This is a genomic window from Acinetobacter rudis, from assembly GCF_000829675.1.
Taxonomy (GTDB): domain Bacteria; phylum Pseudomonadota; class Gammaproteobacteria; order Pseudomonadales; family Moraxellaceae; genus Acinetobacter; species Acinetobacter rudis.
The window spans coordinates 80,104-100,455 of sequence record NZ_BBRX01000001.1 but is presented as its reverse complement, the minus strand read 5'-3'; the positions used below and the strand labels follow the sequence as shown (position 1 = coordinate 100,455).

General features: G+C 40.4%; 19 protein-coding genes. 16 read left to right on the top strand and 3 right to left on the bottom strand.

Annotation, left to right across the window (positions count from 1 at the left end):
- Positions 1–10: 10 nt before the first annotated feature.
- Both Aru01_RS00455 and ppsR read right to left on the bottom strand, forming a co-directional pair.
- Positions 11–778, bottom strand: a complete 768-nt coding sequence (locus Aru01_RS00455) for a hypothetical protein (RefSeq protein WP_016656119.1) — start codon at positions 776–778, stop codon at positions 11–13.
- A 71-nt stretch (positions 779–849) separates the two neighbouring features.
- Entirely contained in the window at positions 850–1,686 is an 837-nt protein-coding gene (gene ppsR / locus Aru01_RS00450) for a posphoenolpyruvate synthetase regulatory kinase/phosphorylase PpsR (RefSeq protein WP_016656118.1), read from the bottom strand.
- A 157-nt stretch (positions 1,687–1,843) separates the two neighbouring features.
- Between ppsR and ppsA the strand changes: the two genes are divergently transcribed.
- The 7 genes from ppsA (at position 1,844) to cyoE (ending at position 10,295) form a co-directional block, all read left to right on the top strand.
- Positions 1,844–4,222: a phosphoenolpyruvate synthase gene (gene ppsA, locus Aru01_RS00445; RefSeq protein ID WP_016656117.1), complete on the top strand. Its 2,379-nt coding sequence runs from the start codon at positions 1,844–1,846 to the stop codon at positions 4,220–4,222.
- A 130-nt stretch (positions 4,223–4,352) separates the two neighbouring features.
- Positions 4,353–5,144: an RDD family protein gene (locus Aru01_RS00440; protein WP_016656116.1), complete on the top strand. Its 792-nt coding sequence runs from the start codon at positions 4,353–4,355 to the stop codon at positions 5,142–5,144.
- Positions 5,145–5,422: 278 nt separating this feature from the next.
- Entirely contained in the window at positions 5,423–6,469 is a 1,047-nt protein-coding gene (gene cyoA, locus Aru01_RS00435; RefSeq protein ID WP_016656115.1) for a ubiquinol oxidase subunit II, read from the top strand.
- A 3-nt stretch (positions 6,470–6,472) separates the two neighbouring features.
- Positions 6,473–8,455, top strand: a complete 1,983-nt coding sequence (gene cyoB / locus Aru01_RS00430; RefSeq protein ID WP_016656114.1) for a cytochrome o ubiquinol oxidase subunit I — start codon at positions 6,473–6,475, stop codon at positions 8,453–8,455.
- A 4-nt stretch (positions 8,456–8,459) separates the two neighbouring features.
- Positions 8,460–9,077, top strand: coding sequence for a cytochrome o ubiquinol oxidase subunit III (gene cyoC, locus Aru01_RS00425; RefSeq protein WP_016656113.1), 618 nt, complete (start codon positions 8,460–8,462; stop codon positions 9,075–9,077).
- Positions 9,074–9,406 carry a cytochrome o ubiquinol oxidase subunit IV gene (gene cyoD, locus Aru01_RS00420; RefSeq protein WP_171068170.1) on the top strand — a complete coding sequence of 111 codons (333 nt, stop codon included), beginning with the start codon at positions 9,074–9,076 and terminating at the stop codon, positions 9,404–9,406. The genes cyoC and cyoD overlap by 4 nt, the downstream gene beginning before the upstream one ends.
- A 10-nt stretch (positions 9,407–9,416) precedes the next feature.
- Positions 9,417–10,295, top strand: a complete 879-nt coding sequence (cyoE, locus tag Aru01_RS00415) for a heme o synthase (protein ID WP_016656111.1) — start codon at positions 9,417–9,419, stop codon at positions 10,293–10,295.
- Positions 10,296–10,342: 47 nt separating this feature from the next.
- Here cyoE and Aru01_RS00410 read toward each other — a convergent pair whose 3' ends face one another.
- Positions 10,343–11,197 carry a class I SAM-dependent methyltransferase gene (locus Aru01_RS00410; RefSeq protein ID WP_016656110.1) on the bottom strand — a complete coding sequence of 285 codons (855 nt, stop codon included), beginning with the start codon at positions 11,195–11,197 and terminating at the stop codon, positions 10,343–10,345.
- Between the two features lie 195 nt (positions 11,198–11,392).
- Between Aru01_RS00410 and Aru01_RS00405 the strand changes: the two genes are divergently transcribed.
- The 9 genes from Aru01_RS00405 to Aru01_RS00365 all read left to right on the top strand — a co-directional run bounded on the left by Aru01_RS00405 (position 11,393) and on the right by Aru01_RS00365 (position 20,186).
- Positions 11,393–13,555, top strand: a complete 2,163-nt coding sequence (locus tag Aru01_RS00405) for a PA5441 family protein (RefSeq protein WP_016656109.1) — start codon at positions 11,393–11,395, stop codon at positions 13,553–13,555.
- Between the two features lie 3 nt (positions 13,556–13,558).
- Positions 13,559–14,326, top strand: coding sequence for a DUF3142 domain-containing protein (locus tag Aru01_RS00400; RefSeq protein WP_081407201.1), 768 nt, complete (start codon positions 13,559–13,561; stop codon positions 14,324–14,326).
- Positions 14,327–14,481: 155 nt separating this feature from the next.
- Positions 14,482–14,868, top strand: a complete 387-nt coding sequence (rpsF, locus tag Aru01_RS00395; protein ID WP_016656107.1) for a 30S ribosomal protein S6 — start codon at positions 14,482–14,484, stop codon at positions 14,866–14,868.
- An 11-nt stretch (positions 14,869–14,879) separates the two neighbouring features.
- Positions 14,880–15,107, top strand: coding sequence for a 30S ribosomal protein S18 (gene rpsR, locus Aru01_RS00390; RefSeq protein WP_004719336.1), 228 nt, complete (start codon positions 14,880–14,882; stop codon positions 15,105–15,107).
- Between the two features lie 8 nt (positions 15,108–15,115).
- Positions 15,116–15,562, top strand: coding sequence for a 50S ribosomal protein L9 (gene rplI, locus Aru01_RS00385; protein WP_016656106.1), 447 nt, complete (start codon positions 15,116–15,118; stop codon positions 15,560–15,562).
- 231 nt (positions 15,563–15,793) lie between these two features.
- On the top strand, positions 15,794–17,233 hold the full coding sequence (dnaB, locus tag Aru01_RS00380; RefSeq protein WP_016656105.1) for a replicative DNA helicase: 1,440 nt from the start codon (positions 15,794–15,796) through the stop codon (positions 17,231–17,233).
- Between the two features lie 68 nt (positions 17,234–17,301).
- Complete coding sequence (locus Aru01_RS00375; protein WP_016656104.1) at positions 17,302–17,667, top strand: hypothetical protein; 366 nt, start codon at positions 17,302–17,304, stop codon at positions 17,665–17,667.
- Between the two features lie 261 nt (positions 17,668–17,928).
- Positions 17,929–19,005 carry an alanine racemase gene (alr, locus tag Aru01_RS00370; RefSeq protein ID WP_016656103.1) on the top strand — a complete coding sequence of 359 codons (1,077 nt, stop codon included), beginning with the start codon at positions 17,929–17,931 and terminating at the stop codon, positions 19,003–19,005.
- 185 nt (positions 19,006–19,190) lie between these two features.
- A complete protein-coding gene (locus Aru01_RS00365) occupies positions 19,191–20,186 on the top strand; it encodes a helix-turn-helix transcriptional regulator (RefSeq protein WP_016656102.1) in 996 nt (331 codons plus the stop codon).
- Positions 20,187–20,352: the final 166 nt, after the last annotated feature.

The window sequence follows — 20,352 nt, the reverse complement described above, 5'->3', positions numbered from 1 at the left end:
ATTATACATTTTAAGGCTTGACCACACCTGTATACTGATAGTTTGTCTGTCCTTTCTGATAACGCAAAAATTTATTTTGCGGTACATACTTTTCATTTAACAAGCGAATATCTATAAACTGCATTTTAGGATCTACACGAATCAAATATTGAGTAAGTGTTGATCTATCTTGCATCTGTGGACTATCTGCTGGATATGCGCTGCAATCAAATGGAACTGAAATATTTTGCATACGCTGTTTTTTACTTTGAAATGCGTTGGCCGAGACCATTTTAGTTGCAGCTAAATGATATGCAGAGATATTTGCTGCACCATCGCAATTACTCCCGATAGACTGAGATAAGATAAAGTAAGTATTACGCTTTGCTAATTGCGTTTGGTCTATCTTACGAATCAAAGCATCCTCTTCAATCAACTGTGTTTTTAGACCTGTAGGGGTTTTCCACTGCGCGAGGTTATTAAAGAAACGCATGGTACCGCCACTAGATACATCAAGTTGATAGATTTTAATCTTTTGGTCTGGACTATAGTGAATATCCAACATACGTTTGTTGACTAAGGCGGGGAATTTATAAGACCACGTTTGGGGATCTTTTTCGACCTTAGCAATAATCGCCTTCGCGATTTCACTATTATATTGGTCAGCCTCAACTCGACCACTGATCTCAGCTTGGTAATACTGTTCAATGAGCTTTTGTTCAAACTCTGGCAAAGTTTCTGCGTGTGCCGCAAAAGATACCGCAACCAACACAGCTAAAAGTGATCGTTTTATTTTCATTTATGCATTTCTCAAAAGTTCAGTTTTAAAGCAAGTAACCTGATCTCACTTTAAAACTGATGGAATACTCATTAACCAATACGACGTTTTAAACCAGTCATCTGTAAAACACGTGTTGAAATTTCTTCGATCGACATTTCAGAGACATTTAAATATTTGATCCCTTCAGAAATAAAGATGCCTTCAACAGCACGTAGCTCCATTTGACATTGACTAAAGCTTGCATAGCGGCTATTTGCTTTACGTTCCGTACGAATAGCAACCAAACGATCAGCATCAATCATTAAACCAAATAGCTTGTTTTTGTGTGCTTTAAGTACTTGAGGCAAGCGGTTATCGTCTAAATCCTCTTCAGTTAGAGGATAATTCGCTACACGTATTCCAAATTGCAATGACAAATAAATCGAGGTTGGTGTCTTACCTGAACGAGATACGCCAATCAGGATTAAATCAGCCTTATCATAGTGTCTGGTTAATGCACCATCGTCATTATCCAAGGCGAAATGTACAGCATCAATTCGAGCCTTGTAGTACTCTGAATCGGTCACTGCATGTGTCTGCCCGACTAAAGTTGTAGGCTGGGTCGCTAAGATATCAGATAACTTACTAATTAATCCTTCAAAAACATCAAGATTAACAGCATTTGCAGTATTGATAATATCACGTACATAGGGGTCAACTAAGGTATCAAATACCAGTGGTGGTTCCCCATCTACATCCGCACAACGGTTGATATCAATCACAACTTCCATCGCCGCTTCTTCAGTGGTGATATAGGGAATGATATGAATATCAAATTGTACATTTGGAAACTGCGCCAGAAGTGAGTGACCTAAAGTTTCTGCAGTAATTGCGGTGCCATCGGATATAAAAAATACGCTTCTCTTTATGAGTTTACTCTCTGACATTAAAAATTCTCCCCAAACATTTGTCTTAGCGATATATAATCTTTATAGTAAACCCATCTTACATGACTGTCGCTTAGTAATCATATATCACTAAGTCTATTTGCTAAATTTTCATGCCAAGATATTGATTAATATCTGCATAAGTGGAGTAACAACTTTGGAAGCACGCGTTATCGGTCTGGAAAAACTAGGGAAACACGACGTTGAGATCGTGGGTGGTAAAAACTCTTCACTTGGAGAAATGATTAGTCATTTGGCTAACGCTGGTGTATCCGTTCCAGGTGGCTTTGCGACGACCGCAGATGCTTATCGTGAATTTCTTGAACAAAGTGGTTTGAATGCACGCATTCAAGCTGAATTAAACCAACTTAACGTTGATGACGTTGATGCTCTGGCTATCTCAGGTGCTAAAATTCGCCAATGGGTTGTAGAAACTCCACTGACTGCAGCCTTAGAAAAAGAAGTTCGTGACGCATTTACTGACTTAGCCAAAGGCAACCCTGATATTGCGGTTGCTGTTCGTTCTTCTGCAACAGCAGAAGACCTTCCTGATGCATCATTTGCTGGTCAACAAGAAACTTTCCTTAACATCCGCGGCATCGACAATGTTTTAATTGCAATTAAAGAAGTGTTCGCATCTCTTTATAATGACCGCGCTATTGCCTATCGTGTACATCAAAATTTTGCACACGACATTGTTGCTTTATCTGCGGGTATTCAACGCATGGTACGCTCTGAAACGGGTGCTGCTGGTGTGATGTTTACTCTAGATACAGAAACAGGTTTCCGTGAGGCAGTATTTATTACTGCCTCTTATGGTTTGGGTGAAATGGTTGTACAGGGTGCGGTTAACCCTGACGAATTCTACGTATCTAAGCCATTACTTCGCGCTGGCAAACATGCGGTCATCCGTCGTAACCTTGGTTCTAAACATCAAAAAATGATTTACAGCAACAGTGGTAGTGCTGGTAAATCAGTGGCTATTGTTGATGTAGAAAAAGTTGATCGTCAACAATTTGCGCTAAATGATCAAGAGCTTCAAGAACTTGCTAAACAAGCATTAATCATTGAAAACCATTATCAAGCACCGATGGATATCGAGTGGGCGAAAGATGGTGATGACGGTAAAATCTATATCGTTCAAGCACGTCCTGAAACAGTAAAAAGCCGTGAAAATGTTGGCACCATGGAGCGTTACCTGCTTAAGCAAAAAGGTAGCGTAATTTGTGAAGGTCGTTCAATTGGTCAACGTATCGGTGCGGGTAAAGTGCGTATCGTTACATCAATTAAAGAAATGAACAAAGTTCAACCAGGTGATGTACTTGTTTCTGATATGACTGACCCAGATTGGGAACCAGTAATGAAACGTGCAGCTGCAATCATCACGAACCGTGGTGGTCGTACTTGTCATGCTGCAATTATTGCACGTGAACTTGGCGTTCCAGCAATCGTAGGTTGTGGTAACGCAACTGAAGTATTAACTGATGGTCAAGAAGTAACTGTTTCTTGTGCTGAGGGTGATACTGGCTTTATTTATGAAGGTGCTTTGGACTTCGAAATTCAGCGCAATACAATTGATTCAATGCCTAACCTACCGTTTAAAGTAATGATGAACGTGGGTAACCCTGATCGTGCATTTGACTTTGCTCAAATTCCAAACGCAGGTATTGGTCTAGCGCGTCTTGAATTCATCATCAACCGTATGATTGGTGTGCATCCTAAAGCTTTACTCAACATTGACAGCCTACCACGTGAAACTCGTGCCGCTGTAATGGCGCGTACTGCGGGTTATGCTTCTCCAATCGAGTTCTATGTTGAGAAATTGGTTGAGGGTATTTCAACACTTGCTGCTGCTTTTGCAGACAAACCAGTCATTGTTCGTATGTCTGACTTTAAGTCAAACGAATATGCCAACTTGATCGGTGGTAAGTTATATGAGCCAGAAGAAGAAAACCCAATGCTTGGTTTCCGTGGTGCAAGCCGCTACGTTTCTGACAACTTCCGCGACTGCTTCGAATTAGAATGCCGTGCCTTGAAAAAAGCGCGTGATGAAATGGGTCTAACCAACATCCAAATCATGATTCCATTTGTTCGTACAGTTTCTGAAGCGAAACGTGTGATTGAGCTTCTTGCTCAAAATGGTCTTAAGCGTGGTGAGAATGGTCTTAAAGTCATCATGATGTGTGAATTACCAACCAATGCGTTATTGGCTGAGCAATTCCTTGAACATTTCGATGGATTCTCTATTGGCTCAAACGACTTAACTCAATTAACGCTTGGTCTAGATCGTGACTCTGGTATCGTTTCTCACCTCTTTGATGAGCGTGATGCTGCGGTTAAGGCATTACTTTCTATGGCGATTCATGCATGTCGTAAAGCTGGTAAATATGTAGGGATCTGTGGCCAAGGTCCTTCTGACCATCCTGATCTTGCAAAATGGTTGATGGAACAAGGTATTGAGTCAGTATCTTTAAACCCTGACTCAGTGCTTGAAACTTGGTTCTTCCTTGCTGAAGAAAAAACTAAACATGCATAAGAAAACATGATAAAAAAGACCCATTACTACAATGGGTCTTTTTTTTAACTCTTTTAAATATCATCATTGTGATTAAAGCTTTACAATGGCCTTTAAAGGTTTAGAAATACGATTTAGAGATTAGAGTCTTATGCAAATATATTTGGCACGGAATAATCAACAGGCTGGGCCTTATACCGTAGAACAAGTGAATCAAATGCTCAGCAGCCAACAGGTCTTGTTAACTGACTTAGCTTGGTATCAAGGGATGACTGAATGGAAGGCCCTAGGTGAACTTACTCAAGGTAAATTGTCTTTTGAACCAGAAGTAAAAAATAATACCTTCGCCGCGGAAACAATTACAGCGAGTCCAGTAACTACAACAACCGCTCGTACGCATGCAGCTGCGCAAAATCAGCCCGTGAAGGTGGCTGAACTTGCGACTGTAAAGCAACGTGTGCTTGCCAAACTTATCGATTTACTCTTTTGGTTTCCATTGGTGGGTATACAAATTTATATTGTTGCTCAGGACAACTATGAAAAGATTTTAGTTGCTTTAGAGAAAATGCGTTCTAGCTCACTCTCTTTAGATTACAAAACGATGGAAAGCGCACAAGCTGAATTTGCAGCTTTGTTGCCTGTTTCACTAGACACCATTCAAATCATTTCAATCTGCACCTTACTCATGTTGGTGGTGCAGGCCGTTTTTCTCACTAAATATGGTCAAAGTATTGGTAAGAAAATTATGAAAATTAAAATTGTTGATGCAGAAAGCAACAACAAAGTTGGTTTTTTACGAGTTTTTCTTATTCGTACCTTTATGTTTGTATTGATCATCAGCGCATTACCACTATTCATTCTTTTTGATGTTGTCTTCGCTTTAAATGAAAAACGCCAAACACTCCATGATAAATTGGCTAAAACTAAAGTCATCAACCAATAACTAGCCACTCAAGGGGTGTAAATGCACCCCTTAGCTCCCCGCTCTTTTTCCTGCAAATACTATAAAAACAAAGCCCTTGCGCTGCAAAAAACGATTGTATGAACAATTCTTTAATGCGTCTTTAGCTGTAGCTAAGTTTTGCGATATCAGGCATAATCCCCTACAACGTAGCGGTGTCCGAATATTTACTGTTGTAAATTACAATAATGTTTAATTCGAGGCACTACAATCGCTATCCCATATTATTAGGGAATGGGACTCTTCACCGAGGTTGTAAAATGAGACAAACAATTTTAGCTGTATTGTCTTTATCAACGCTTGCCGTACTTTTAACAGGTTGCGGTGGTGATATGGTACTTCTAAACTCTAAAGGTCCAGTCGCAGCAGGTCAAAGTGATCTGATGATGAAAGCGATTGGCCTAATGCTATTGGTGGTTATTCCATCTATTATTATGGCATTGTGGTTTGGTTGGAAATATCGCGCGTCGAATAAAGATGCAGACTATGAACCGACATGGACACATTCAACTACGATCGAAGTCGTGGTTTGGGGTGTACCAGTCATTATTATTGGTATTCTAGCTTGGTTAACTTGGTGGGGTTCCCACAAGTATGACCCGTACCGTCCGATTGATTCTGATAAAGCACCAGTTAACGTTCAAGTTGTTGCTGAAGCGTACAAATGGATTTTTATTTATCCAAATGAACAAATCGCAACTGTTAACGAAATGCGTTTCCCAGAAAAAACTCCGGTTAGCTTACGTTTAACTTCTAACTTCACGATGAACTCTTTCTTCATCCCACAGTTAGCAGGTCAAATCTATGCAATGGCGGGTATGCAAACTCACCTGAACATCATGGCTGACTCTACCGGTGAATTCCGCGGTTTTTCTTCAAACTACAGCGGTTACGGTTTCTCACAAATGCGTTTCAAAGCATACAGTATGACTGAAGCGGATTATCAAGCGTGGGTAGCAGCGGTTAAAGCAAACGAAGGTACTAAAGTTAACCCAGCAGCAATTCAAAAAGGTCTACTTGACCAAACTGAATTTGCAAGTTTGCGTGACGGCCATCGTGCTAAAGTTCAAATCGAGCACATCGTTGCACGTGCTGTAACACCAGAAGAAAAAGCTGAAGCAGCGAAAATTGCGGCTGAGGGTACTTACCCAACTAAGCCACATCCTGTGACATATTACTCTTCAGTTGAACCTAAATTGTTCGAATCGGTGATTAACAGATATATGAGTAACTATCATGGTGCAGATGACCATGCAACAGATACTCATGCAAACGTTGAACATGCGAAGGCTTCTGCAGAGGAATAACACATGTTTGGAAAGTTAGGTTTTGACGCCATTCCGCACGATCCAATCGTGCAGGTTACCATTGCACTTATGGTATTAGGTGCACTAGCAGTATTTGCTGGTGTAACTTACTTTAAGAAATGGGGCTATTTATGGAATGAATGGTTTACCTCAGTAGACCATAAAAAAATTGGTATCATGTATATCATCGTATCCATCATCATGTTATTACGTGGTTTTGCTGATGCTATCATGATGCGTTTACAACTTTTCCTCGCCAAAGGTGGCGGTGAAGGTTATCTACACCCTGAACACTATGACCAGATCTTTACTGCGCATGGTGTAATCATGATCTTCTTCGTGGCAATGGGCCTCGTAGTTGCCATGATGAACATTGTGGTTCCTCTACAAATTGGTGCACGCGACGTTGCATTCCCGTTACTTAACTCTTTAAGTTTCTGGTTGTTTGCTGGTGCTGCAGCACTTGTAATGGTATCACTTGCGTTGGGTGAATTTGCTGCAACTGGTTGGATGGCTTACCCGCCTCTCTCTGGTATTCAATACTCTCCTGGTGTTGGTGTGGATTACTACATCTGGGCACTTCAGGCTTCAGGTTTAGGTACGTTGTTAACGGGTGTTAACTTCTTTGTTACCATTATCAAAATGCGTACACCTGGCATGAAACTGATGGATATGCCGATCTTCACTTGGACTGTACTTTGTACAGCAGTATTGATCATTGCATCATTCCCAGTATTGACAGCGACAATTGCAATGTTGTCACTTGACCGTTACTTCGGCTTCCACTTCTTCACAAACGAGCTTGGCGGTAGCCCAATGCTATATGTGAACTTGATTTGGACTTGGGGTCATCCTGAAGTTTATATCTTGGTATTGCCTGCATTCGGTCTATTCTCAGAAATCACTGCAACTTATAGCCGCAAAGCATTGTTTGGCTACAAGTCAATGGTTTATGCGACTGTTGCGATTACTGTGTTGTCATTCATTGTATGGGTTCACCACTTCTTTACGATGGGTGCCGGTGCCAACGTTAACGCCTTCTTCGGCTTAATGACGATGGTTATTGCAATCCCTACAGGTGTGAAGATCTTCTCATGGTTATTCACCATGTATAAAGGTCGTGTAACTTATACTTCTCCAATGCTTTGGACACTTGGCTTCCTTGTGACTTTCGGTATTGGTGGTTTGACTGGTGTATTGATGGCAGTTCCACCTGCGGACTTCCTTGTACACAACTCATTGTTCTTGATTGCTCACTTCCATAACGTAATTATCGGTGGTGTGGTATTCGGTATGTTTGCCGGTATCATTTACTACTGGCCAAAAATGTTTGGTTGGAAACTCAACGAAGCATGGGGTAAAGCAGCATTCTGGTTCTGGTTCATCGGTTTCTATTTTGCATTCATTCCACTTTATATCCTTGGTTTCATGGGTATGACTCGTCGTTTAAATACATATGACAACCCTGAATGGGACCCATACTTAGCACTTGCTCTAGTTGGTGCTGTGCTTATTGCGATCGGTATTGCATGTTTCTTAATGCAAATCATCATGGGCTTCCTACAACGCAAAGACAACATGGATTACACAGGTGACCCATGGGATGCGCGTACGTTGGAATGGCAAACTTCATCTCCAGCACCGTTTTATAACTTTGCTTTCCTTCCGAAAAGCGATTGTATCGACAGCTTCTGGGAAGACAAAGAAAAAGGTATCGCTTATGTACGTCCAGAGAAATACGAAGACGTTCATATGCCAACTAACCGTGCTGCTGGTTTTGTGATTGCTGCGTTCATTACCGTTCTCAGTTTCGCCCTCATCTGGCACATTTGGTGGTTGGTAATCATTAGTTTCGTTGGCGCAATTGTCAGCTTCATCGTAAGCTCTTTCACTAAGAAAGTTGATTACTATGTACCAGCTGCTGAAGTTGAGCGTATCGAAAATGAGCGCTATGCCCTACTTGAAAAACACTTGAAGAAGGACTAAGGAAATGGCTGAAGTACTTCATCACGACAACCATGGACACGATGAACACCATCACGATGATAGTGACATCACCATCTTTGGTTTCTGGACCTACTTGATGAGTGACTTGATTATTTTCGGTACACTCTTCATCGCGTTCGCTGTTTTAAGCAGCCATATACCTCCTGGTACGCCAAGTGCAAAAGACTTGTTTGGTGATTCATTAGGCTTTGTTTTAGTTGAAACATTTGCCCTCTTGATCTCTTCTGTAACATTTGGATTTGCTGTACTTGCGTCTTACAAGAAAAACGTTAGCCAAGCTTTGCTTTGGTTAGCGATTACTTGGGTGTTTGGTGCAACGTTCATCGGAATGGAACTTTATGAGTTCACTCATTTAGTTCATGAAGGCCATGGACCTACAACGAGTGCGTTCCTATCTGCATTCTTTACCTTAGTCGGAACCCACGGGATCCACGTGACTTCAGGTTTGGTGTGGATGATCATATTGATGATTCAAATCAAAAAATATGGTTTAACGACTGCAAATACACGTCGCCTTGCTTGCTTAAGCTTGTTCTGGCACTTCCTAGACATCGTTTGGATCTGTGTATTCAGCGTAGTTTACTTAATGGGAGTTCTATAATGAGTCACGATCATAACTCGGCTGGTGCTTCGCACGGTAACGTTAAGCAATACAGTATTGGCTTTATCGTTTCTGTTTTACTTACCATTGTTCCTTTTTACATGGTAATGAACGCAGACGATTTTAGCCGCGGTTCAATTGTTGCTACAATTGCAATCACTGCTATTGCCCAAGTTCTTGTTCAGTTGGTGTTCTTCTTACATATGAACTCATCTTCTGAACAACGTTGGAACGTTATTGCATTCATCTATACCATTATGACGATCGCAGTATTGTTGATTGGTTCAGTATGGATCATGAACTACTTACACTCTAATATGATGATCTAAACTGATTGTCATGTTAAAAAAGTATTTATTCCTGACTAAGCCAGGAATTCTCTTCGGTAACTTCGTTACCACCTTGGGCGGCTTCTTTTTAGCCGCCCAAGGCTCAGTAGATTTCCTTTTACTCCTGATTACACTCCTTGGAACAACATGTGTTGTTGCATCGGGTTGTGTCGTGAATAATGTCATTGATCAAGACATTGACCAAAAAATGCAACGCACTCAAAACCGTGCACTGGTCAAAAAAACCATTACACCGACGATCGCATTAATCTTTGCAACTGTACTTGGTGCAATTGGCTTTGGCCTCTTGTGGTTTTTTGTCAATGCCTATGCGTTTGGTTTTGCTGTCATAGGGTTTGTTGTTTATGTGGTGTTTTACAGTCTCTGGACTAAACGCACCAGCATTCATCAAACGATTATTGGCAGTATTTCTGGTGCTAGCCCACCAGTGATTGGTTACACAGCAGTAAGCAATGAATTTGACGTTGCAGCACTACTGGTGTTTTTGGCCTATGCCCTTTGGCAAATGCCACACTCATGGGGAATTGCAGTATATCGCTTGGAAGATTATACCAATGCGCATATTCCGATTTTACCCGTAGCGCGTTCGGTGTATCGCACTAAAGTTGAGTGCTTGATCTATGTGTTATTGTTTACGGCAGTATTAAACGGTCTTTATTGTTTTGGCTATACCAATATACTGTTCTTAATTATCTTTAATGCACTATGTGCATATTGGATTTATTTGTCAGTCATTGGATTCAAAGCAGAAAATGACCAACTTTGGGCTAAACGCTACTTTCTCTATTCAGTAATTTTGGTTACTGCATTGAGTATAAGTTTTAGCTTTACTTATATGAGTAATGCTCCGCATTTACCCCTGTTTTAAAAAGATAGAGATCTTCTCTATCTTTTTTTATTTCTGACAATCTAAAATTAAACTTCAATATACATAAACTGCTCAAAGATCGGTGCTGTAAGTTGGTCACTTCGACCAGCCAAATAAAGTTGCTCAATATCCTGTGGACGTAAATGCTCCACTTTAGCAAAACCCAACTGATATAATTGCTCTTGTAATCGGCTTGGTGTAAAACGCATTAGCCAAGGCTCTCCATTCTCTGCTACCTTTCGAGCAAAAAATTGCGCAGCTTCAAGGTTAAGACCATCCAATAATTCATCAACCAAAACAAATGAAAATACCACTGCACTCCCTTTGGGGAATCTTAAAAATGCTTTAAGCATGTCATAAAATGCCTCAGCACTTAAATATTGTGTTACTCCCAACCATGAAAAAAATGTTGGCGCATGATGATCCATGTTTACGTTGTTTAAAGCGCCATCCAAAGTTGTTTTTTCAAAATCCACACAGCAGAACGTTACGTTATTGGGCACATCGATTTGATGGCCTGCCAAACATTCACGCTTTAATTTTTGCGATGCGGGGTGATCAAGCTCAATGATTTTGATTTGTTCTGCCCATTGAGGTTGTCGATATGCAAATGTTTCTAATCCTGCACCAAGCATCACATAATGCTTAATCCCTCTTTCGACCGAATCTTTTAATTTATCCTCTGCGAATCGACTCCTCAATATAAACAGTGATCGCGCAAGGTTTTTAATTGGACTCTGAAATTCTTCTGCTTTTTCAGAAATCTCTGATACTGATGACCCTATCGTCAATCCCACTACGATGTGATCATCAATAATTTTGGGTAAACCATCTAAAACCTGATGCGCTGCGCGTGTTAATGAAACATAGTGAGCAGTCCAACTTGCAAGATTATTATTCATTCATTAATCCTTCACCTTTTTAAAGATATTTTTTCAGTTATATGATGACTAACCGTGATTATTCTCTTCGACTTATTACAAACTAACTTCAAGATTAGACCATTGATTATATTCTTATATATTGAATCATCATGCCACGATGAAATAATCTAACTATTATTTAACACATTATTTTATCTAAAGCATAAGCTTGTTATGATCAAAAAATATCTTTCAAACTCGAATAATGACATCATGCTACTGCCCAAAGCATCACACTTTAAACGTGCTCTAATTGTAAGTTTGCTTCCTTTCTCATTGAGCTACAGTCTTGATGCACGAGCAGGAATGGATGTTGAATGCACCCCTAATTTCGATTTAAGTGAAAGTCGCTCGTTTAATGAATGTAGCAACCTCCCTGTTCTGACACCAGGCAATGACAATAAAACCAATATATTGCTCTTATTAACAGATCTTGGACTTGCACAATTACAAGCACAAACAGAGGTCGACACTCATATTTGGTCTGCTTTTTATGGCTACGTACCATTTGAAGCTGATCACTTCCTTGCAAGAGGAGGCAATAAGATTGCCAATCAACGTAAAACATCCAATAAAATGGCAGGCTATGTTTATGATGAGCGCTGTCTAAACCTCAGTGAAGCGGCATTGCAATTTAATGCTCAGGTTCAACAGCATCTAAAATTGACTGCGCATGAAAAACAACTACTTATCCAAGCACGTAGTCAAATTCAAAGCTGCGATGATAAGCAGCAGTTTATTGCTGTCGATAACAACTGGTCGCAGTTAGCGCAGCAATACACATCTTACCTAAACGGCAGTATTGCTTTTTACAATGCTAACTTTTCCGCAGCAACAAAAATATATAAAGTGCTCAGTACTGTGGATGACCCTTGGTTAAAAGAAACCTCACAATATATGTTAATTCGTAGCAGCCTCAATAGCGCATTTGCTACTGGTGTAGATCAATATGGCGATGTAGATATTCATAAGATCAATCAGCAATTACTTCAAAGTGTCCAAGATAATATTCAGGTTTATCTTAAGCTTTACCCTAAGGGCGAATATGTAGCAAGTGCTCAAGGTTTACTTAGACGTTACTACTGGTTAGCTGGTCGACAAGACCTACTGATCAATGAGATTGTCTGGCAAATGCAAAATACTCGCTCACCACGCTACAACCTAGATATGGCTGCACTCCCTGCTGAAATCGACCGTCGAATATTTCAAAATACAGCTTTTAATCCCCAGCATTTTAATGAGCCGTTCTTTCTCACCATTTATGATCTCATGCAAATGCGTAATAGCAATGATCCTGAGTTTAAGCCACTGACGTGGTCGGCACTTAACGCGCAGAAGGCCTCATTTAAATCTCAACCCAAATTATTTCAATACCTACAAGCCAGCCATTTATTCTATGTGCAAAATAAAACATCAGAAGCCCTGAGTTACTTGCCTGAACAAACAAATACGTTAAATAGCTACCTCGAACTCAGCCAAGCATTTTTAAAAGGTCAAATTTTAGAAAAAACGGCACCGAATCAAGCTACAGCATATTGGGCTCAGTTATTAAAACAGAGTAAAAACCAAGATCAGCGTGGATTGTTTGAAGTTGCACTGGCTCAACATCTAAATGAACAACAAAATTATCAAGCTTTTATTGCCAAGCAACCACAAATAGGTCAAATCAATTTACAACGTGACTATATATTTCATTATGCCAATGAGCAGAGTTTAGAAAAAATTATTGCAAGTGATGAGGCAACTACAGCACAAAAACAGGCAGCGTTATTTGTTTTACTCGCCAAATCATTGGGCTATCAAAATTATGCGATGTTTAATCGTTACTATATACAAATGCCTAAAGATGCAAGCCAGTATCAAGGCTGGGAAAGCAAACAGGAAAAATATCAAAACCTCCCACCTTTTGCTCACTTGATTTGGAACGGCACAACCATCAGCCCTCAACTCAATTGTGCAAATCTGCCCAGTCTCACTCAAGCGCTAGAAAAGACTCCACAAGATCTCAATTTAAAAGTGTGCTTGGGTGAATATATGCGCAGTGAATATTCCTATGGGGTACGAGCACAAATAGATTTTGAAAGTCAGACCAGCCCAACAGTCAAAGGCAAACTTTTCACCCGTGGGCAAGTATACAAAGATGTTATTTCAAGTAAACAAAAGTCTGAATTGACCGCTTATGCCTTGTATCGCTCTGTACAATGCTATGCCCCTTCAGGTTATAACGACTGTCAAGATCGTGATGTCCCTAAGTCAATACGCAAACAATGGTTTGATCAATTGAAACGGGATTATCCACAAAGCAGTTGGGCCAAATCATTAAAATATTATTGGTAAAGCATGTTGAGCATTAGACAGTTGCTTTGCAATATTCGATATATCATTGCAGCCATCTTTGGCTGCCTCACGCTTATCTTTGCGCTCTGCTTCTTAAGCCCACCTGCGATGAGCACACCGACACATATTGATGCTAATCAATATGATGCCTTTTGGATCTGGGGCGATATTCGTAGCGCGCCTTATTTATATCAAGCAGAAACACTCTATATATTACAAGGCGATTTCAGTTATCACAAAAGACAACAGAAGATTATTTTACAGCCGCAAGGAATTGCAGCAAAAAACCTAGCTCAGCAGCAAATCTGGTTGGTTTTTCGCAACCACGATTTAAATTGGTCCGAAGAACATTTTCAAATGATTATTCGCAGGTTAAATACATGGCGTAATCATGGCAATGATGTAGTTGGTGTACAAATTGACTTCGATAGTAAAACTCAGGCACTTTATGAATATGGCTTATTTTTACAAAAGTTGCGTCAACACTTGCCTAATGATTATCAAATCAGTATTACAGGCCTACTGGACTGGACCAATATGCAAGATGACAAAACATTAAAACTACTCAAAGATAATATTGATGAACTGGTGATTCAAAGTTATCAAGGGCGCCATACTATAGAGAATTATCAAGACTATTTAAAACGCATCAGCAATATGGGCCTCCCCTATAAAATCGGTTTAGTGCAACATGGCCAATGGAACAAGCAACTTGATTTTCGCTCAGATCCACATTTTAGAGGCTATGTCGTTTTTTTACTCAAAGATTAAAATCGACATTTACGTGTTCTAACACTTGTATTTAAAAGATAAACCATCTAAAATTCAGGCCTCGCAATTTTTGCGACGCAATCGACTTAGTCGACTGCGACTCCTTGCTTCCGAGTATTTTACTTTGAAGCTGTATAATCCGTAAGGAGCTGACAATGCGTCACTACGAAATCGTACTTTTGGTACATCCTGACCAAAGCGATCAAGTGGTAGGTATGGTTGAACGCTATATCTCTCACATTAAAGAAGCTGAAGGTCAAATTCACCGTCTAGAAGATTGGGGCCGTCGCCAATTGGCTTACCCAATTAACAAGATTCATAAAGCACATTACATTCTTATGAATGTTGAATGTGGTCAAACGACTCTTGACGAACTTGAAGAATTATTCCGTTATAACGACGCAATCATTCGTAGTTTGATCATCCGTCGTGAGCATGCAATCACTGAAGAGTCATTGCTTGCTAAGAGTGCTGAAGAAAAGCGTGCGCGTAAAGCTCAACGTGAAGAAGCACAACAAGTTCAAGACTCTGCTGAAGCTTAAGGAGAACATCAATGGCACGTTTTTACCGTCGTCGCAAGTTCTGCCGCTTTACAGCTGAGAACGTGACTTATATCGACTACAAAGATATCGATACTTTAAAACAGTACATCACTGAAAACGGCAAGATTGTTCCTAGCCGTATCACAGGTACTAAGGCTCGTTATCAACGCCAACTCGCGCTTGCTATCAAACAAGCTCGTTACTTGGCTTTGATCCCTTACACTGACAACCATAAGTGAGGTGATCTGTGGACGTTATTTTATTACAACGCATTAAAAACCTTGGCAAACTAGGTGATAAAGTTTCTGTGAAAGCTGGTTACGGCCGTAACTACCTTATCCCTCAAGCTAAAGCTGTTGCTGCGACTGAAGCAAACACTGCTGCTTTCGAAGCACGTCGTGCTGAACTTGAAAAGCAAGAAGCTGAAGTATTAGCTGCTGCTCAAGCTCGTGCTGATCAATTGAACGAAGTTAACATCGTAATCACTGCAAAAGCTGGTGATGAAGGTAAACTATTCGGTTCAATCGGTACTCGCGACATCGCTGACGCTTTGACCAATGCTGGCCTTACAGTTGACCGTGCTGAAGTTCGTTTACCGAACGGTGCACTTCGTCAAACTGGTGAATTCAACATCTCGATCCAATTGCATCATGATGTTGTTGCTGACGTACTCGTAACTATCGTTTCTGAGTAATTCTGCATTCGCAAGAAAAGAGCATGCTTTTAGCATGCTCTTTTTTTATTTTATTTTTGCTTGTGCATCTATCGCACTCCCTCCTTCTTCAGCAAACTGTTTTTCAGTTATGAACTTCTCAGCTTTTGCTTTAAGATAAGCAAGTATCTCCAAAGCTAGACAAGACCCAATGACTTCATTGGTCGTGTTTGCTGCTTAATTTTTGTTTTATTTGAATGATCAAGGTCTTATATGTCTCAGGCGACTGCCACTACGGCAACATCACGTGCAGCCCAACAAAACAATGAACAGTCACAATTAAAAGAATTTCGTACCCCACCCCACAATCTGACGATTGAACAAGCGGTGCTTGCGGCACTGATGACTGTTGCCGAATCATTTGAACAAGTAAGTGATGTTTTAAAAGAACAAGATTTTTATGCAACACGTCATAAATATATTTATCGTGCGATCGAAAAATTAGCACAAGAAGGTTCACCGTATGATGCCGTATTGGTCAATGATTGGCTCATTAAACAAAATCTAATTGATGCAATTGGTGGTGAAGAATACTTAATGCAGTTAATGGCAGACTCGCCTGCAAGTTTTTATAACCTTGAAACCTATGCCAATAAAATTCGTGAATTTGCCACGCTGCGTAATATGATTAAAGTCGGCAACGAAATTTTGCAAAACGCCTATGACACTAAAGGTCGTGAGGTGACTGAAATTTTAGACATGGCAGAAACCAATATTTTTTCCATTGCAGAACAGCACAATAACAACGCCAAAGCACAAGGACCAAAACCCATTACCTCAGTTGTGGCAGATGTCTTTGATAAGCTTAATGAATTATCGCAACTAGAAGGCAATATTACCGGTCTCACCACAGGCTTTTTGGAACTTGATAATAAAACCTCGGGGATGCAAGGTGGTGACTTAATTATTGTTGCTGCACGTCCTTCTATGGGTAAAACCACATTTGCAATGAACTTAGTTGAAAGTGTCTTGTTCAACTGTGACCTACCTGCTTTGGTCTTTTCGATGGAGATGCCAGCAGACTCTATCGCCATGCGTTTAATTTCTGCCTACGGCAAAGTTCACCAAGGGCATTTGCGTGCAGGTAAACTCGATGGTGACGAATGGTCAAAAGTCACAGGAACGATTTTACAACTACAAGAAAAACATCTGTATATTGATGATTCTTCTGCATTACCACCCACTGAACTACGTGCACGTGCGCGACGTATTGCCAAACAGCACGGCGGTAAACTTGGCTGCATTATGGTCGATTATTTACAGCTCATGAAAGTTCCTGGTATGGGTGATAACCGTGTGGGCGAGATTTCGGAAATTTCACGAAGCTTAAAAGCCTTAGCCAAAGAAATGAACTGCCCAGTAGTTGCTTTATCACAGCTTAACCGTGCTTTGGAGAACCGACCTAACAAACGCCCTGTGATGTCAGACTTACGTGAATCTGGTGCGATCGAGCAGGATGCCGACTTAATTATGTTTATTTACCGTGATGAGGTTTATAACAAAGAATCCAAAGAAATGGGGACTGCTGAAATTATTATCGGTAAACAGCGTAATGGTCCGATTGGTACAGTCCGGTTGGCATTTGAAGGTCAGTACACTCGTTTTAGTAACCTATCTCCAGAGTACTATAGCCAGTATGATGATGAAGAATAACACCTATCCCCACCTCTGCTTTTAGCTGAGGTGGGTTCAGCTCACAAAAAATAAATATGGATTGTTAAATGAAAAAAATATATACATTCACCCAAGTTGGCTTAATCAGCTTGGCACTTAGTGCCTGTAGTACACTAACAACAAAGCATTCATCCAAATTTTCTGGCCAAAGTGCGGCAGATACAGTACTTCAAGCAGATGTTGAAAAAGTCATTTTAAAATCACTCAGTCTTTGGCATGGTAGCAACTGCCGTAAGATCGAACAAATTGAAAGTAAGATTTTAAGCGTCCAACAAACTGCACAAGGCGACACAAAACAAATTATTGAAAGTTGGCAAGTCACCGCGTGCAATGTGAGCAAGACCTATCAAATTAGTTTACGCCCTGACGTAAAAGGTGAAGTTGATTTTAGCGTTCGACTCCCTCCAAGCTAAATATAATGTCATTTTAACTGTCGTTTTTATGCCTAATATTGATATATAAATTTACTGATTATAGGCATACAATAACCCTCGCATTGCCAATTACGGCTTTAACTTGTAGTTCAACAACTTAAGTCCTGATTGCATACAATTATGAAGTTAATCCGTTGTCCTCATAAATGACTGTGGGCAGAGAAAATACAATTTTTATTTAATATAGGTTTATGTAAGTAGAGAATATTTACTTACTTCCTATTGCAAGGAGTTTGTCAGGTGCGCCAAGCAACAGTGTCTATCGATCAACAAGCACTGCAACATAATCTTAATCGTGTAAAACAGCTTGCTCCTCAGGCCAAAGTCGTCAGCATGGTCAAATCCAATGCCTATGGACATGGCGTTGCAAATTGTTTGGATGCACTGGCTGAAACCGATGCATTTGGTGTTGCTTGTCTAGAAGAAGCCCTAGAAATTCGTAAACTGGGTCATCAACACCCGATTACTTTAGTTGAAGGTGTATTTACTGAAGACGAAATGCAAGTCGTGATTGATCAAGGAATTGAATTGGTCATACACCATCAACAACAATTAGACTGGTTATTGGCACATGCTGATGCTTATCTCGCAAAAGACCTAAAAGTATGGGTTAAACTCAACAGCGGTATGAACCGTTTAGGTTTTAAAGCATCGGAAATTATCAAGGTTATTCAAGATCTACAAGCTCAAGGTTTCTGCTGTGTACTCGCCATGCATTTTGCCAATGCTGATGCTGACCACCCCGTAAATGAACAACAAAAACAACAATTTCTACAAATCAAAGCGGCTTGCGCTCCGATCTTAGCTTCATGCTGTAATTCTGCTGCTATTTTCAGATGGCCTGAACTTCATTTTGATTTCGTGCGCCCTGGTATTATGCTCTACGGTTCAAGTCCTTTCGCGGACCAATCAATCAACCAGTTGGGCTTAAAGGCAGTGATGCAGTTTGATGCAGCGATCATTGCACTCAATGAAATCCAAGCAGGTGAATATGTGGGTTATGGCTCAACATTCAAAGCTACTGAGCCTATGTGTATTGCAGTGGTTTCTATTGGATATGGTGATGGTTATCCCCGTGCTTACAACACACAAAACTACGTCTATGTACAAGGCAAAAAAATGCCTTTAGTGGGCCGTGTTTCGATGGATATGATCGCGATTGATGTGACTGGATTAGATGTTCAAGTTGGAACTCCAGTTGAACTCTGGGGTAAACAACGTTTAGTTGATGATGTTGCCGAAGCCAATGGTACGATTGGCTATGAATTGTTGTGCCGTTTAAGCCAACGCCCTGTACGTCATATGATCAACAACTAAAGTCGTTATTGAAGTCAGTGGTCAATATACCGCTGACTTCAGCGTATTTTCTGTGCTCTATTTTTCTAAATTTCACGCTGTCCATGAAACGATAAGCAGCCTACTCAGGGCTTGCCATTTTCCACATTTTTTCCTATTGTATCGCTTTGAGCTTAAGCCTTTTAACTTTACCGATTTAATTACCTATGTCTGCACAAGAGAAAGAAACATCCAACAGCCTGTATCGCCAGTGGCAAATCTTATCCCGCCTCAGTACAGGTAAATGGATGGGTACTCGCCAACTACAAGAAATCTTACAACGTGAAGGCATTGATATCAGTCTACGTACCATTCAGCGTGATTTAAATCAAATCGCCCAGCGTTTTCCAATTGAGAGCAATAAAACAGTTCCTCAAGGTTGGCGTTGGCAATCCGATGCACCAATTCAAAGTTTGCCGCATATGACCAGCTCTCAAGCGGTAACTTTTATGATGGTTGAAGAACATTTAAAACATTTATTACCACCGAGTCTCATTGAAGAAATGAACCCTTGGTTTGATCTGGCACGACGTAATCTATCGAGCAACAACAATGTGCGCCAGTGGATTAATCGTGTGCGTATTGTTCCTGCAACACAACCACTGATCCCTCCTACAGTTGAGCGTCAAGCACAGCAAGCCGTCTATGAAGGCTTACTCCAAGACAAACAAGTTGAATGTATTTATCGTGCGCGAGGCCCGCAAGGTGAAGATCGCACATATATTCTCAACCCACTCGCCTTGGTACAAAAAGGATCGATCATTTATTTGATTTGTACCCGTCATGACAAATCTGAAGTACAGACGTTTGCTCTGCATCGCTTTAAGACAGCCAAAGTACTAGAAACACGCTCAATGCACCCAGTAAACTTTGATATTGACGCTTATATTGAATCTGGCGCACTTGGTTTTCGTGTCGACTACAATCAACCCACTCACAATGTCGATCTGGTTCTCTATATGAATGAATCAGATGCGCAATATTTCACTGAGAGTCAACTTTGTATACAGCAAAATATTGAAAAAGTTGGTGATGAGTTGATGCGAGTCAGTGCCAATGTACCGTTTACCTCACAATTAGTTTGGTGGTTACGTAGTTTTGGCAAAAAAATTGTTCGTATCGAACCTATTGAAGTATTTAATGCTGTACACGAAATTGAGTAAGTAACAGTTCACTTAAAAACAACAGCCAGCAAAAAGGAACCCGAAGGTTCCTGAGTCTTGCTGTTTTTGTTTTATGCGCTGAGATATTTATTATGTTTAATGAGATCGATCTAAGCATTAGATTGATCCAGATGCTACATCTACTAATACTGTCTGTCTAAGATAC

Bases quoted from the DNA above. Each gene is read 5' to 3' on its own strand.
- Aru01_RS00455 (WP_016656119.1), bottom strand. From the start codon at position 778: ATGAAAATAAAACGATCACTTTTAGCTGTGTTGGTTGCGGTATCTTTT.
- ppsR (WP_016656118.1), bottom strand. From the start codon at position 1,686: ATGTCAGAGAGTAAACTCATAAAGAGAAGCGTATTTTTTATATCCGAT.
- Aru01_RS00440 (WP_016656116.1), top strand. From the start codon at position 4,353: ATGCAAATATATTTGGCACGGAATAATCAACAGGCTGGGCCTTATACC.
- cyoA (WP_016656115.1), top strand. From the start codon at position 5,423: ATGAGACAAACAATTTTAGCTGTATTGTCTTTATCAACGCTTGCCGTA.
- cyoB (WP_016656114.1), top strand. From the start codon at position 6,473: ATGTTTGGAAAGTTAGGTTTTGACGCCATTCCGCACGATCCAATCGTG.
- cyoC (WP_016656113.1), top strand. From the start codon at position 8,460: ATGGCTGAAGTACTTCATCACGACAACCATGGACACGATGAACACCAT.
- cyoE (WP_016656111.1), top strand. From the start codon at position 9,417: ATGTTAAAAAAGTATTTATTCCTGACTAAGCCAGGAATTCTCTTCGGT.
- Aru01_RS00410 (WP_016656110.1), bottom strand. From the start codon at position 11,197: ATGAATAATAATCTTGCAAGTTGGACTGCTCACTATGTTTCATTAACA.
- Aru01_RS00405 (WP_016656109.1), top strand. From the start codon at position 11,393: ATGATCAAAAAATATCTTTCAAACTCGAATAATGACATCATGCTACTG.
- Aru01_RS00400 (WP_081407201.1), top strand. From the start codon at position 13,559: ATGTTGAGCATTAGACAGTTGCTTTGCAATATTCGATATATCATTGCA.
- rpsF (WP_016656107.1), top strand. From the start codon at position 14,482: ATGCGTCACTACGAAATCGTACTTTTGGTACATCCTGACCAAAGCGAT.
- rpsR (WP_004719336.1), top strand. From the start codon at position 14,880: ATGGCACGTTTTTACCGTCGTCGCAAGTTCTGCCGCTTTACAGCTGAG.
- dnaB (WP_016656105.1), top strand. From the start codon at position 15,794: ATGTCTCAGGCGACTGCCACTACGGCAACATCACGTGCAGCCCAACAA.
- Aru01_RS00375 (WP_016656104.1), top strand. From the start codon at position 17,302: ATGAAAAAAATATATACATTCACCCAAGTTGGCTTAATCAGCTTGGCA.
- Aru01_RS00365 (WP_016656102.1), top strand. From the start codon at position 19,191: ATGTCTGCACAAGAGAAAGAAACATCCAACAGCCTGTATCGCCAGTGG.